Source organism: Mycobacterium sp. (genome assembly GCF_052144515.1).
GTDB lineage: Bacteria > Actinomycetota > Actinomycetes > Mycobacteriales > Mycobacteriaceae > Mycobacterium.
The window spans coordinates 17,243-30,214 of the sequence record NZ_JBKQQD010000561.1 but is presented as its reverse complement, the minus strand read 5'-3'; the positions used below and the strand labels follow the sequence as shown (position 1 = coordinate 30,214).

Genomic DNA, 12,972 nt, shown 5'->3' with positions numbered 1-12,972 from the left:
CAGCATGCGAAATGGCCGGGACGAGTGGAGTGAAGATGGCCGAGGATGTTCGCGCCGAGATCGTGGCCAGTGTGCTCGAAGTCGTTGTCAACGAGGGCGACGCGATCGGCAAAGGTGACATCGTGGTGCTGCTGGAGTCGATGAAGATGGAAATCCCTGTCCTGGCCGAAGTCGGCGGCACCGTCAGCAAGGTGAGCGTGGCGGTGGGTGACGTCATCCAGGCGGGCGACCTCATCGCCGTGATCAGCTAGCGATTGGCCGCTTCACACCTGCCTTATACCTGGCGCGCGGAACGACTCGAAAGTAACTGATGTCCACGCTCGGTGATCTGCTCGCCGAACACACGATGCTGCCGGGCAACGCGGTGGATCACCTGCATGCGGTGGTCGGGGAGTGGCAGCTGCTGGCCGACCTGTCGTTCGCCGATTACCTGATGTGGGTTCGCCGCGACGACGACATGCTGGTGTGCGTGGCGCAATGCCGGCCAAACACCGCACCGACCGTCCTGCAGACCGACGCGGTGGGTAGCGTCGTCACCGCCGATCGGCTGCCGCTCGTCGCCGAGGCTTTCGTTGCTGCCGGAGCTGGCGTCCTCGTGCGGGAAAGTGATGCGGCCCAACAGGATTCGCGGCAGCTACCCGGCCCGCACGTTGCGGCGTCGCCGGTGCGATATGGCGAGCAGGTGGTGGCGGTGCTCACACAGCACCAGACCGAACTGGCGGCCGAGCGTAGCTCCGGTCACCTGGAGACCGCCTACCGAGCGTGCGCGACGGATCTTCTGCACATGCTCGCGGAGGGCACATTTCCCGACGTGCGGGACGTGGCCATGTCCCGCTCCACCCCGCGCGCCGGCGACGGCTTCATCCGCCTCGATGTCAACGGTGTCGTCGCCTACGCCAGCCCCAACGCTTTGTCGGCCTACCACCGGATGGGCCTGACCAGCGAGCTGGAAGATCGCAACCTGGTCCAAGTCACCCGGCCACTGATCTCCGACTCCTTCGAGGCCCAGGAGGTGGCCGAGCACGTGCAGGACTTGCTGGCCGGTGGCAAAAGCATGCGGATGGAGGTGGATGCCGGCGGCGCCACGGTGCTGCTGCGGACACTGCCTTTGGTGGTGCACGGTCGCAGCGCCGGTGCCGCGGTGCTGATCCGCGACGTCACCGAGGTGAAGCGTCGGGACCGGGCTTTGATCTCGAAGGACGCCACCATCCGGGAAATCCACCACCGGGTGAAGAACAACCTGCAGACCGTGGCGGCGCTGTTGCGCCTGCAGGCCCGCCGGACCGCCAACGCCGAGGGGCGCGAGGCGCTGAGCGAGTCGGTGCGCCGGGTGTCTTCGATCGCGTTGGTCCACGACGCGTTGTCGATGTCGGTGGACGAGCAGGTGAACCTCGACGAGGTCATCGACCGGATCCTGCCGATCATGAACGACGTGGCGTCCGTGGACAGGCCGATCCGGATCAACCGGGTGGGGGATCTCGGCGTGCTGGACTCCGACCGTGCGACGGCCCTGATCATGGTGATCACCGAGCTCGTGCAGAACGCGATCGAGCATGCGTTCGACCCGGGAGCCCAAGAAGGATCGGTGACGATCCTCGCCGAGCGCTCAGCACGCTGGCTCGATGTCGTCGTACACGACAACGGACGCGGGTTGCCGGAAGGCTTCAGCCTGGAGAAGTCGGACAGCCTGGGGCTGCAGATCGTGCGGACCTTGGTGTCCGCCGAGCTGGACGGCTCGCTGGGCATGCGTGAAGGATCCGATCGCGGCACCGATGTGGTGTTACGAGTACCGATCGGACGACGGGCGCGGCTGCTTCTGTAAGGACACCGCACGCAGCAGTGCGGCCCCGACGGTTGTCGAGGCCGCACCGGTGTGGAACTGGGTCAGACTCCGCTACGGGCCTTCGTCCGGGAGTTGCGACGCTTCAGCGCGCGCCGCTCGTCTTCGCTCATGCCGCCCCAGACGCCCGAGTCCTGACCTGTGTTCAGGGCCCAGGCGAGGCACTCTGTGGTCACCTGGCACCGATTGCAGACCAGTTTCGCGTCAGCGATCTGCGCGAGCGCCGGACCACTATTCCCCACCGGGAAGAACAGCTCCGGATCCTCGTCGCGACACACCGCCTTGTGGCGCCAATCCATACGTATTACTCCTTACCGTTTGCGCAGCAAGACGCACGGGCATTTTCTTCGGCTGTAAACGCGTGCACAAGAAAGGCTCCGTACCCCTACAAAATTTCTGCGTGCAACCTTTCGATCGTTTCACAGGCTCAACAGATGTCAATAGTGGGAGTTAGCGGGTGGGCTATCTCACTTTGAAACTCTCGTATCAAAGCCCTTACACAGTTGTACTACACTTCAAGGCCACTTTACCGGGAATTTCCGATGTGGAGCTCGTCACGTCTGCTGTCGGCGCACGTCAGATACGATTTTTCGCAGGCGGGGCGACGACCGCCAGCGCATCGGGAACGGCCCGGAACGTCATGCTCTCGCGCAAGCCGAGGTACTCCCCATCGAACTGGCTGGCTATCGGGGCGCCGATGGAGGAGACCTTCAGGCAGGCCACGTCGTCGTCGCGGACGAGTTGTTTGGCGTTCGGTTTGGGTCCCTTGAAGCAGATCTGGCGAACCAGGTTCAGCGTGGGAAGCACCTTCATGCCGTCGAGCGCGAACACCCCGAGGCCCGAGTCGAAGCTGCATCCGGGGTTGGTGACCAGCGGCCGGTTGTTGCTGTAGGTCCACGGACTGGTGTTGGACACCCAGACGAAGTGCACGCCGGCAATGGGCTCTCGGCCCGGTAGCTCCAGCGTGAGGGTCGGTTCGCGGCGGCTGAAAGCAATCGTGAGGGGTATCGCGACACGCCAATAGCGCAACGCCGTGACCTTGACGCCCTTGTCGCGTTGCGCCTCCACCCCGGCCACCACTTCCGCGTCGATGCCCATCCCTGCGTTGATCATTGCCCAGTGGTCACCGCAGTCGATCAGCCCGATGCGGCGCCACGTTTGGTGGCGGCGGTAGTCGTCGAGCAGCTGGATGAGCTGGTTGGTGGCCGCGACCGGGTCCTTGGCGATTCCCAGGGAGCGGGCCAGCACATTCGCCGAGCCACCGGGTAGGACCGCGACCGCGGGTACAGGGCCGGCCGGTGCAGTACCGGGGGGGCCCGGACGGCCGAGCAAACCATTGACCACCCCGCTCACCGTGCCGTCGCCGCCGTGTACGACGACCAGGTCGACTCCGTCGGCGACGGCCTGTTGTGCGAGTTCGCTCCCGTGACCGCGGTGGGTGGTGTGTTCGACCGTGAGCTTGAGGCGACTCTTGAGCGCATTGGCCAGCAGGTCGCGGGCGGCCGGTGTGGTGGAAGTGGCTGTTGGGTTCACGATCAGCACGGCACGCATGATCGATCAGCTTAGGCGGGTCGGTTAAGCCGGCCCTGTGAGAGCCACATGTAGTCGTGAGACGTAGCTACGCTGACGCTGTGACCCCACGCGCCCCAACCCCTGTGCGTGGAGCGGGACTCATCGTTGCGATACAGGGTGTGGCCGCGCTGGTGGTGGCCGCGGTGCTGGTGGTCCGGGGGCTGGCCGGGGCCGACCAGCGCGTGGTCAACGGGTTGGGCACCGCGGTCTGGTTCGCCGTGGTCGGCGGGGGAGTGCTCGCCGCCGGATATGCCCTCGTCGCCGGCAAGCGCTGGGGCCGCGGGCTGGGCGTGTTCACCCAGTTGCTCCTGCTGCCCGTGGCGTGGTACCTCGCGGTGGGTTCGCATCGGCCGGCCTTCGGGATCCCGCTGGGGATGGTGGCGCTGACCGTATTGCTATTGCTGTTCAGTCCCGCGGCCGTGCGCTGGGCCGCCGGCGGCGATCAGCGCGGTCCGGCCAGCTCCGCCAGCTCTGGGCCGGACAGCCGATAGGTGGTCCACTTGCGCTGCGGCTGCGCGCCGATCCCGTCGTACAGCGCGATGGCATTCCAGTTCCAGTTCAGCACCGCCCATGACAACCGGGTGTAGCCGTTGTCGCGGCATTCGGCCGCCAGCGCCGCCAGCAGGCCACGGGCCAGGCCGCGGCGGCGAAACCTCGGCCATACGAACAGGTCCTCTAAGAAGATGCCCGCGACACCATCCCAGGTGGAGAAGTTGAGAAACCACAGAGCCATCGCGGCGAGCTCGCCGTTAACCTCGGCGACGTGTGCCTGAACCGTTGGAGAACTACCGAAAAGCGCTGTGGAAATTTGACTTTCGGTGACGGTGCAGTGATCGGGGGCGCGCTCGAATTCGGCCAGCCCGTGAATCATGGCCGTAATGTCGGCGGAGTCCTCCGGTATGGCGCGGCGTATCTTTTCGGTCACTGCTCAACTCCCAGCGCGCGCAGTATCGTGGCGAATTTCGTTGTGGTTTCGTCGACTTCGTCATCGGGATCGGATTCGGCGACAATGCCGCCGCCAGCGTGGGCGAGCGCGGTGCGGCGGTCGGCCGACAGCTGCGCACAGCGGATGGACACCACCCAGTGGCCGTCGCCGTCGGCGTCGCACCAGCCCGCTGCTCCGGCGTAGAAACCGCGATCGCCTTCCAGCTCGGCGATGAACTTGGCGGCCGCCTCTGTCGGCACCCCGCCGACCGCCGGGGTGGGATGTAGGGCCAACGCGAGATCGATTGCCGTGGTTGAGGTATCGCGTAGCCGGCCGCTGATCGGCGTGCACAGGTGCCACACGGCCGCGGTGCGGCTCAATTGCGGCTCGGGTGCGATGGTCAGGTCGTCGCACACTGGCTCCAAGGCCGCCCGCATCGTGTCGATGACGAGTCGGTGCTCATGACGGTCCTTGGCTGAAGCGGCCAGCGCGGCGCCGTTGGCTGCGTCGACGTCGGGGTCGGCGGCGCGCGGGGCCGAACCGGCGAACGGCTGGCACACGACGCGATCGCCGAAGCGCGCGACCAGCAGTTCCGGACTGGCGCCCACCAGGGCCGCGCCTGCGTAGGCGTCGCCGGCGGCGGTGAGGTCGACGAGATACCCGTACACGGTCGGGTCGGCATCCACCAGCCGGCGCAGGACGGCGCGGGCATCCAGCGGAGCATCGGCGGTCAGCCGTAATGCGCGGGCCAACACCACCTTGCGCAACGCGCTACCCGGAGCGGCGAGCTGATCCCGCGCGCGGCCGATTCGGGCACGGTATTCCGCGGGTGGCGGGATGGCGGCGGCGATGCGGACCGCCGGCGACGGGCCCGTCGGCCACTTCGGCAACGCATCGGTGCGCCGCACAGCGTTGGGCACCAGCAATGCGGCGGGTCCGTTGACGTCGAAAGGCAACGCGCCCAACACTATTGGTGCCTTTCCGGAGCGCAGCGCCGCCTGCGCCGCCCGCACGTCGCTGTAGCGCGTTTGCACCCCGTCGGCAACCAGAGTCCCGTTGGGCCCGCACAACGCGAATGGCGGTTCGGCGGAGGTCACGGAATAGTCAACCCGAGTGCGCCGAGCTGTCGCAACCCGTGCTCGAACCCGCAGACCGCGATCGATGCGGTGAGCATGCCGAAGCGGCGGCCCTCGACGAGCGACAGCTCGAGCCAGCGCGTGATCACCGCACGGGAGAAATGGCCGTGGCTGATGAACACCACGTCGCGCGACTCCATGTGCTCCAGCGCCATGGTGACGGCCGCATCGGCGCGATCGCTGACCTGCGCAACGCTTTCACCGCCGGGGCATCCGTGTGTCCATACCAGCCAATCGGGAATGGACTCGCGGATCTCCGCGGTCGTCAGGCCCTCGTAGGACCCGTAATCCCACTCAGCCAGCAGCGGGGAAACCTCGTCGACGGTGATGTCGGCCAACCGGGCCGTGTCGAGGGTTCGTTTCCGTGGGCTGCTAACCACCCACGGGTCGGCGAGTTTGAGTTCACCGAGGACCCGCCCGGCCAGCATGGCTTGTGCCCGGCCGACATCGGTGAGCTCGATCTCGGCACGGCCGGTGTGCTGGCCCGATTTCGACCACTCGGTCTCGCCGTGGCGCAGCAGCAGCAGCCGGTGGTTGTGCAGGCCCATGCCGACAGATTCTGCCCGACGACATGCCGAAGCGATGCCGCAGCCACTGTCCGAAGCACTCGCCGGAAAACATGCCAGGATGGGCACTGTGACCGCGCTGGCGACGATGAGGAGGGGCAGCGCTTGTGAGTGAGACCCGGGTACTGGCGGTGGCCAACCAGAAGGGCGGCGTGGCCAAAACGACGACGGTCGCCTCCTTGGGTGCGGCGATGGTGGACAAGGGACGGCGAGTCCTGCTTGTCGATCTGGACCCGCAGGGTTGCTTGACCTTCTCGCTTGGCCAAGATCCCGACAAACTACCGGTGTCGGTGCACGAAGTGCTGCTCGGGGAGGTCGAGCCCAACGCCACGCTGGTCACGACGGCGGAGGGAATGACGTTGCTGCCGGCCAACATTGACCTGGCCGGCGCCGAGGCGATGCTGCTCATGCGGGCGGGCCGCGAGTATGCGCTCAAACGTGCGCTGGCCAAGCTCGACAACCAGTTCGACGTGGTCATCATCGACTGCCCGCCCTCGCTGGGCGTGCTCACCCTCAACGGGCTCACCGCCGCCGACGAGGTCATCGTGCCGCTGCAGTGCGAGACGCTGGCTCACCGCGGTGTCGGGCAGTTCCTGCGGACGGTCGCCGACGTCCAGCAGATCACCAACCCGAATCTGCGGCTGCTGGGCGCATTGCCGACGCTGTACGACTCCCGGACCACCCACACCCGCGACGTGCTCCTCGACGTCGCCGACCGCTACGACATGCCGGTGCTCGCCCCACCCATCCCGCGCACGGTGCGCTTCGCCGAGGCCAGCGCGTCGGGCTCGTCGGTCATGGCCGGGCGCAAGAACAAGGGCGCGGCGGCCTATCGCGAGCTGGCGCAGGCGCTGCTGAAGCACTGGAAGACCGGCAAGCCGCTGCCCACGTTCAATGTGGAGCTTTAACCAGCGCGTCCGTCAGCCCAGGGCGACGACCGTGTCGCCGCGCTGCTCGAACACCCGGGAACCGGAAACAGCCGGGATCACGGCTGACTTGCCGGGTGGCCGGTGCACCGGAATGTAGCGGTTGCTCGCGCCGCTGAGCGGGTCGTAGACGCCGATTCCGTCGGTGACCGGCACGAGCAGCTGCCCCGCCATCACCACGCCCGGCCCCAACGGCGCAGTCGTCTCGCCCGCGGCGATGACGTAGCGCTTAGTCAAGTTGGTCGAGTCGAACACGACCAGGGCGTCGCCGGTCCACCAGGTCACCACGCTGCCCGTCTGGGTCGCCACCGCCGAGCCCGACGGCGGCTTGGGCAGCAAGGTGCTCGCCACCGTGGTGCCGGTCTCGTCGATCACCTCGACCCTCGGTTGCGGTGACGGCAGGTATACCGCGGTGTTGGTCGCCGAGACCGCCACCACCCGCGCACCCGAACCCGCCCGGATGCCGGGTTCGGCCACCAAATGCTGTTGGGGTTCGTCGTCATCCTTGCCAGGGCGCAGCAGCACGAGCCGCACTTGGGCTTGATCGGCGGCCTGGTTCGCGCAGGCTTCCAGCACCGACACCGCCGACGAGCTGGCCGCCGCGGACTCCAGCGTGCATCCGGAGTGCAGGCCGCGGTTCGACGGCTTCACGCGGGCGTCGGTCTCGCCGTAGACCAGCATCCTGACCATGTCCGAGCGCCACAGTTCCAGCCGAGTGGCACCCACCGACAACACGGTCGTGCCATCGGAGGACAGCCGCACGTGCTGATCGGCGTAGCCGCTGCGAGCGGGCCCGCGGGCACCGGTGGACCCATCGACGGTGCTGACCTGGCCGCAACCACGGTCGTCTCGGTAGACGGCGACGGCGTAGTGGTAGACCCACGACACCCCACACAGGTCGGTGTCACGCGCGTAGCTCCAGCGCGACTCGCCGGTGGCCGGGTCGCGCCCGTCCACTCGGCGCCCGTCGCCGGTGGCAATCGTCCCGCCCACCAGCACGGGTGCGGTGGTCGCAGGGCTGGCGGCCGTCCACAGCTCTTTGAGGGAGGCCGGAACTTCCCGGGCCGGAGTCGGATTGGGTGCCGGAACGGCGGCAAGGCGGCTGACGGTGGCCCGGGCATCGCTGGTCCACCAGATCAGTGCTGCCACCGTCGCCACAACCACGCCGATGGTCACCGCCGCCGCAATGTCACCCTTGGTCCGGCGTTCGGGTCTGACCATGCGGCAGCGCGCGCTCAGTTGGCGGGCGCGGTGGCGTTCGCCGGCTTGCGGCGGCGACGGCGCCGCCGGGCGCTCCCAGTCGGTGTGGCGGGGGAGGCGGGCGGCGTCTCCTGGGCGGCTGCCCCGCCGGCAACGCCTTCGCCGTTGGTGGCCGGGTTGGCGGGGTGTCCGGTGACTGGCTGGCCGCCGCGGGTACGCCGCCGCTTTGTGGTGCTGCGCTGCCGCGACTTTTCCGGCCGCTGGCTGTCACGCCCGTCACGCTCGGTGTCGCGCCGTTTGACCGGGGACTTGCGCGGCGAGGCGACCGCGCCGCCGGTCTCGGTGGGGATGGAAAGCTCGGTGTACAGGTGCGGCGAGCTGGAGTAGGTCTCGGCCGGATCGGGGGAGCCCAGGCCCAGGGCCTTATCGATCATCGTCCAGCGGGGCAGCTCGTCCCAGTCCACCAGGGTGACCGCGATGCCGGTGCGGCCGGCGCGGCCCGTGCGCCCGATGCGGTGGACGTACATCTTTTCGTCCTCGGGGCACTGATAGTTGATGACGTGGGTGATGTCGTCGATGTCGATGCCGCGCGCGGCGACGTCGGTGGCGACCAGCACGTCGACGTCGCCGGCGCGAAACGCCTTGAGCGCCTTCTCGCGAGCTATCTGCCCGAGATCACCGTGCACCGCGCCAACCTTGAATCCACGCTCGGCCAGCTCGTCGGCCACCTTCTGCGCGGTGCGCTTGGTGCGGGTGAAGACCATGGTCGCACCGCGGTCACGGGCCTGCAGTATCCGGCTGACCAGCTCCACCTTGTCCAGCGCATGGGCGCGGTAGACAAACTGCTCGGTGGTGTCGTGCACCGCCAACGAGTGCGGGGCCTCGGCCCGAATATGGGTGGGCTGGTCCATGAACGTGCGGGCCAGCGTGATGATCGGGTCCGGCATGGTCGCCGAGAACAGCATCGATTGCCGGTCGGCGGGGATTTGACGCAAAATGCGCTCGATGTCGGGCAAAAAGCCCAGGTCGAGCATCTCGTCGGCCTCGTCGAGTACCAGCACCGAGAGCCCGCCCAGCTGCAGGTGGCCCTGCTGGCACAGGTCGAGCAGCCGGCCCGGGGTGCCCACGACGACGTCGGCGCCGGAGCGCAGCGCCTCGATCTGCGGCTCGTAGGCCCGTCCGCCGTAGATGGAGATCACCGACAGCTTGCGGCCGCCTTCGGCGGTCAGGTATTTGGCCGCGGTGGCCAGGTCGTCGGTCACCTGCAGGCACAGCTCCCGGGTGGGCACCACCACCAAGGCCCGGGGTGCGCCGGTCAGCGCCCTGGTTCCGGTGCCGTCCGTGATGCGCTGCAGGAGGGGAACACCGAATGCGAAGGTCTTGCCCATGCCGGTGCGGGCCTGGCCGATCACGTCGTCGCCGGCGAGCGCCAGCGGCAGGGTGAGTTCCTGAATGGCAAATGGTCGTTCGATGCCCTGCTCGCCCAGTGCGCGGACTATTTCGTCGCGGACTCCGAGATTGGCAAATGTTAGTTGGGGGGTCAGTTCAGTTGTGCTTGTGAGTGCAGTCATGCGTGAGTAGTGCGCCTTTCGGTGACGTTATCGGTGTTGTGTCGTGTTTCTCTGTCGCGGTTCACGCGCGCACGAGTCCGACTCCCAATACTCCGACTAGGTCAGCCGAGTCGCCGGCCCAGTCCGAGCGGGCCAGCTGTGCACGCACATTTCGCCGGTACTGACGGTACAAATACAGCCACTACCTACAAGCATGATAGCTAATGGACGTCTGTAGGCTCCTGTTTCCTGCGAGCCCGCCGACTAGAGTGTTGCCATGCCCTCGTCCTCATCCGCGGACCAGGTGGCCGATTCCCCAGCGCCACGCCTGCCGGCGGATCATCCGGCCGTCAACGAGCTGTTCGCGTTGCTGGCCTACGCCGAGATAGCCGCGTTCTACCGGCTGACCGACGAGGCGAGGATGGCCCCGAACCTGCGCGGACGCATTTCCATGGCCGGCATTGCCGCCGCCGAGATGGGGCACTACGAGGTGTTGCGGGACGCCCTGGAAACCCGCGGTGTCGACGCGGTGGCCGCGATGTCGAAATACGTGTCGGCGCTGGAGAACTACCACCGGCTGACGACGCCGAGCACCTGGCTGGAAGCCCTGGTGAAGACCTACGTCGCCGATGCCCTGGCCTCCGAGTTGTACCTCGAGATCGCCGGCGGGCTGCCCGACGAATGTGTCGAGGTGATTAGGGCGGCGTTGTCGGAGACCGGGCATTCCCAATTCGTCGTCGCCGAGGTGCGGACCGCGGTGACCGCCAGCAGCAAGCAGCGCAGCCGGCTGGCGCTGTGGGCGCGCCGGTTGTTCGGCGAAACGATCACGCAGGCCCAGTACCTGCTGGCCGATCACGATGAGCTGGTCGACCTGGTGGTGTCCGGCACCGACGGCCTGAGCAATGTCGGTGCGTTTTTCGACCGTTTACAGCACACGCACGACCAGCGGATGAGCGAACTCGGCCTGAGCTGAGACGCGGCTAGCGCGTGCAGGTCGCGATCATCGAGTTGTTGGTCGACACCACGACCGGTTGCCCCGCGGCGTCGACGATCGAGCAATTGAGCCGGCTGTAGATGCTGGTGGCGATGACCGACTGGGTCTGGACGCCGGGGTTGAGGACGACCACCTTCGTCCACGGCAGGGCCACGTTGAGTTCGGTGTGCGGGTAGCCCTGGGCGTCGGTGTAGACAATGTTCACCAGGTCGAGGAGTTGCTTCGTCCCGGTCACGCTGTAGAGGACGGCGCGCGGATTCAGCGTGGCCTGGGGTGGCAGGGCTTGCGGCGGGAGCCCGGGACGCGGCGCGGCGGTCGGGGTTCTCGTCGGGCCGACGCTCGGTGCCGGTGTCAGGGTGGTGATCGTCTCGGGCGGCAGTTGAAGTGTGGGTGACGCGTTGGGCGGGGCGGTGGCGCGCGGCGCGGACGGCTGCGTGGAGGGCTGCGTCATCAGCGTCCGCGGAGTCGGGGTCGGCGCCCCTACCGTGGCCTTGGTCGTTGCGCTGTCACCGCTGTTGAGGATGACCGCGGTGGCGATGGCGCAGGTCGCGACCACTGCGCCGGCAACCGCGACGACCGGGCGCCAGCGTCGGTCGGTTGGCCACGCCAGATCGTCATAGCCGTCCTCACCGGAGAGGTAGTCGGCTCCGTCTGTGTCGTAAATCTCGTCGTCGGGGTAGTCGTGAACTTCGCCCGCGAGATCGTCCAGTGTGTGTCTGATGGTGCCAACGTTACTGATGTGAATGTCGAGGAGTGGCCGGCGTGCGCCACGTTAGCCGAGCTGGGAGCTAATCGTTATCTCCCGGATAGGTCCGTTTCGGGCCGGTGGGCGCATCTGCATCAGAGCGCACCAGGGGCGTCCACTAGCCTGCTGCTGACAGGCCTGCGACTTCAACGCCAATCGGAAGGGGTCACCGTGGAGGTAAAGATCGGAATCACGGACAGTCCGCGCGAGCTGGTCTTCTCCAGTACGCAGACTCCCGAAGAGGTTGAAGAGGCCGTCGATGTCGCGGTGCGGGAGGGCTCGGGCCTCCTGGGCCTGACCGACGAGCGGGGCCGTCGCTTTCTGATTCACGCCGCCAAGATCGCCTACGTCGAGATCGGGGCCGCCGACGCACGCCGCGTCGGGTTCGGAATCGGGGCGGAGTCCAGGGGCCGCCACGCCGGGAAGGCCGCTACGAGCGGGTAAGCGGCACGTGTGACAGTCCGCCCCAGGCGAACTGCACGGTGCCCGCGACCGCGTCCGACTTGGAAATCGGGCGGTCGGCGTCCAGCCAGTACCTGGCGGAGTCGACGCTCATGGACACCAGGCTTACCGCGATCATCCGGGCGCGGTGCGGTTCCAGCCCGGAGTCCGCGGCGATGAGGGCGAACACCGCGTCGATGCACGATTCGGTGGCCACCTTCACCTGCGCGGAGACCTCCGGTTCGCTGATGTAGTCGTTCTCGAAGATCAGCCGGTAGCCCTGGCTGTCGTGTTCGATGAAGTCGAAGAACGCCTGGACCGCGGCGTGCAACCGCTGCCGGTTATCGGTGGTGGTGCTCAGCGCCTGCTGTACGCCCGAGACGAGGTTGTCCACGTGGCGGCGCAGCACCGCCAGATATAGTTCTAGTTTGCTCGAAAAATGTTGGTACAGAACGGGTTTGCTGACTCCCGCGCGATCGGCGATCTCGTCCATCCCGGCCGCGTGGTAGCCGTGGTCGACGAAGACGTCGCTGGCAACGATGAGCAACTGGCCCCGACGCTCGTCGCGGGGCAACCGGTTGCCCCGCCGATTCGAGGCCCCAAGACGGTCTGAGCCCTCCGGCTGCCCACCGCGGTCGGCCGTAGTGTCGGCGCGACGTTCGGCTGCCTTGGCGAGTTCGCTCATCGAGTCCTCATCTGATCTGTCCCCAATTACATTCGGTGTTGCCGCCCAGCTCCCACGCGGCTCGCCGGAAAGACATTACTACCTGGGGCTACTTTGGGACTCCTGGGACTCCACGGACGTTCAATGGACCTGCAACGGCGCTGTCGATGCTGGCAGAAGGAGTCTGGCGGTCCCTTCGGGCGCGCCAGCAGTCCCAGTCGCTGCCAGCTGTGCCATCCTGGAAAAGTGACGTCCCCGCGGCCTGTGCGTAGCACCGGTCGAGTGCCGGTGCTACACGACGAGTGGCGAGAACCGCTGCGGGCCCAGCGTGATCCGCTCGCCGCGAGCGCCGGACGGGCGCGCGCTGACCGTGACCGGCAGCGCCAATGGCGAAAACAGACATGGCTGGGGCG

The 12,972-nt window shown here is 67.3% G+C and carries 15 protein-coding genes; 6 read left to right on the top strand and 9 right to left on the bottom strand.

What is annotated here, in order from left to right:
• The first annotated feature begins 35 nt into the window (after window positions 1–35).
• Entirely contained in the window at window positions 36–251 is a 216-nt protein-coding gene (locus tag ACLP9N_RS38380; protein ID WP_442412287.1) for a biotin/lipoyl-binding carrier protein, read from the top strand.
• Window positions 252–310: 59 nt separating this feature from the next.
• Window positions 311–1,822 carry a sensor histidine kinase gene (locus ACLP9N_RS38375; protein ID WP_442412286.1) on the top strand — a complete coding sequence of 504 codons (1,512 nt, stop codon included), beginning with the start codon at window positions 311–313 and terminating at the stop codon, window positions 1,820–1,822.
• Between the two features lie 62 nt (window positions 1,823–1,884).
• Here ACLP9N_RS38375 and whiB1 read toward each other — a convergent pair whose 3' ends face one another.
• Both whiB1 and ACLP9N_RS38365 read right to left on the bottom strand, forming a co-directional pair.
• Window positions 1,885–2,139 carry a transcriptional regulator WhiB1 gene (whiB1, locus tag ACLP9N_RS38370; RefSeq protein ID WP_442412285.1) on the bottom strand — a complete coding sequence of 85 codons (255 nt, stop codon included), beginning with the start codon at window positions 2,137–2,139 and terminating at the stop codon, window positions 1,885–1,887.
• Window positions 2,140–2,416: 277 nt separating this feature from the next.
• Window positions 2,417–3,391 (bottom strand): diacylglycerol/lipid kinase family protein, encoded by a 975-nt coding sequence (locus ACLP9N_RS38365; protein ID WP_442412284.1) that lies wholly within the window; start codon window positions 3,389–3,391, stop codon window positions 2,417–2,419.
• 80 nt (window positions 3,392–3,471) lie between these two features.
• On the opposite strand from ACLP9N_RS38365, the gene ACLP9N_RS38360 reads away from it, so the two are divergent.
• Entirely contained in the window at window positions 3,472–3,903 is a 432-nt protein-coding gene (locus ACLP9N_RS38360) for a hypothetical protein (RefSeq protein ID WP_442412283.1), read from the top strand.
• Here the strand turns inward: ACLP9N_RS38360 and ACLP9N_RS38355 are convergent.
• Genes ACLP9N_RS38355 through ACLP9N_RS38345 form a run of 3 tightly spaced genes read right to left on the bottom strand, consistent with a single transcriptional unit; the run spans window position 3,855 to window position 6,021 of the window.
• Window positions 3,855–4,337, bottom strand: a complete 483-nt coding sequence (locus tag ACLP9N_RS38355; RefSeq protein ID WP_442412282.1) for a GNAT family N-acetyltransferase — start codon at window positions 4,335–4,337, stop codon at window positions 3,855–3,857. The genes ACLP9N_RS38360 and ACLP9N_RS38355 overlap by 49 nt on opposite strands.
• Entirely contained in the window at window positions 4,334–5,434 is a 1,101-nt protein-coding gene (locus ACLP9N_RS38350; RefSeq protein ID WP_442412281.1) for an isochorismate synthase, read from the bottom strand. The genes ACLP9N_RS38355 and ACLP9N_RS38350 overlap by 4 nt, the downstream gene beginning before the upstream one ends.
• Window positions 5,431–6,021 carry an acid phosphatase gene (locus ACLP9N_RS38345; protein ID WP_442412280.1) on the bottom strand — a complete coding sequence of 197 codons (591 nt, stop codon included), beginning with the start codon at window positions 6,019–6,021 and terminating at the stop codon, window positions 5,431–5,433. Before ACLP9N_RS38345 ends, ACLP9N_RS38350 begins: the two co-directional genes overlap by 4 nt.
• 125 nt (window positions 6,022–6,146) lie before the next feature.
• On the opposite strand from ACLP9N_RS38345, the gene ACLP9N_RS38340 reads away from it, so the two are divergent.
• Window positions 6,147–6,947 (top strand): ParA family protein, encoded by an 801-nt coding sequence (locus ACLP9N_RS38340; protein WP_442412279.1) that lies wholly within the window; start codon window positions 6,147–6,149, stop codon window positions 6,945–6,947.
• Window positions 6,948–6,959: 12 nt separating this feature from the next.
• Here the strand turns inward: ACLP9N_RS38340 and ACLP9N_RS38335 are convergent, their stop codons facing one another.
• Entirely contained in the window at window positions 6,960–8,186 is a 1,227-nt protein-coding gene (locus tag ACLP9N_RS38335) for an Rv3212 family protein (protein ID WP_442412278.1), read from the bottom strand.
• Between the two features lie 14 nt (window positions 8,187–8,200).
• Complete coding sequence (locus tag ACLP9N_RS38330) at window positions 8,201–9,736, bottom strand: DEAD/DEAH box helicase (protein ID WP_442412277.1); 1,536 nt, start codon at window positions 9,734–9,736, stop codon at window positions 8,201–8,203.
• A gap of 256 nt (window positions 9,737–9,992) precedes the next feature.
• On the opposite strand from ACLP9N_RS38330, the gene ACLP9N_RS38325 reads away from it, so the two are divergent.
• Window positions 9,993–10,688, top strand: a complete 696-nt coding sequence (locus ACLP9N_RS38325) for a ferritin-like fold-containing protein (RefSeq protein WP_442412276.1) — start codon at window positions 9,993–9,995, stop codon at window positions 10,686–10,688.
• A gap of 7 nt (window positions 10,689–10,695) precedes the next feature.
• Here the strand turns inward: ACLP9N_RS38325 and ACLP9N_RS38320 are convergent, their stop codons facing one another.
• On the bottom strand, window positions 10,696–11,448 hold the full coding sequence (locus tag ACLP9N_RS38320; RefSeq protein ID WP_442412309.1) for an MmpS family transport accessory protein: 753 nt from the start codon (window positions 11,446–11,448) through the stop codon (window positions 10,696–10,698).
• Between the two features lie 177 nt (window positions 11,449–11,625).
• Here ACLP9N_RS38320 and ACLP9N_RS38315 point away from each other — a divergent pair, with 177 nt between their 5' ends.
• On the top strand, window positions 11,626–11,898 hold the full coding sequence (locus tag ACLP9N_RS38315; protein WP_442412275.1) for a DUF3107 domain-containing protein: 273 nt from the start codon (window positions 11,626–11,628) through the stop codon (window positions 11,896–11,898).
• On the opposite strand, the gene ACLP9N_RS38310 is transcribed toward ACLP9N_RS38315, so the two are convergent.
• A complete protein-coding gene (locus tag ACLP9N_RS38310; RefSeq protein WP_442412274.1) occupies window positions 11,885–12,580 on the bottom strand; it encodes a TetR/AcrR family transcriptional regulator in 696 nt (231 codons plus the stop codon). The two genes, ACLP9N_RS38315 and ACLP9N_RS38310, sit on opposite strands and share 14 nt — an antisense overlap.
• Between the last annotated feature and the right edge of the window lie 392 nt (window positions 12,581–12,972).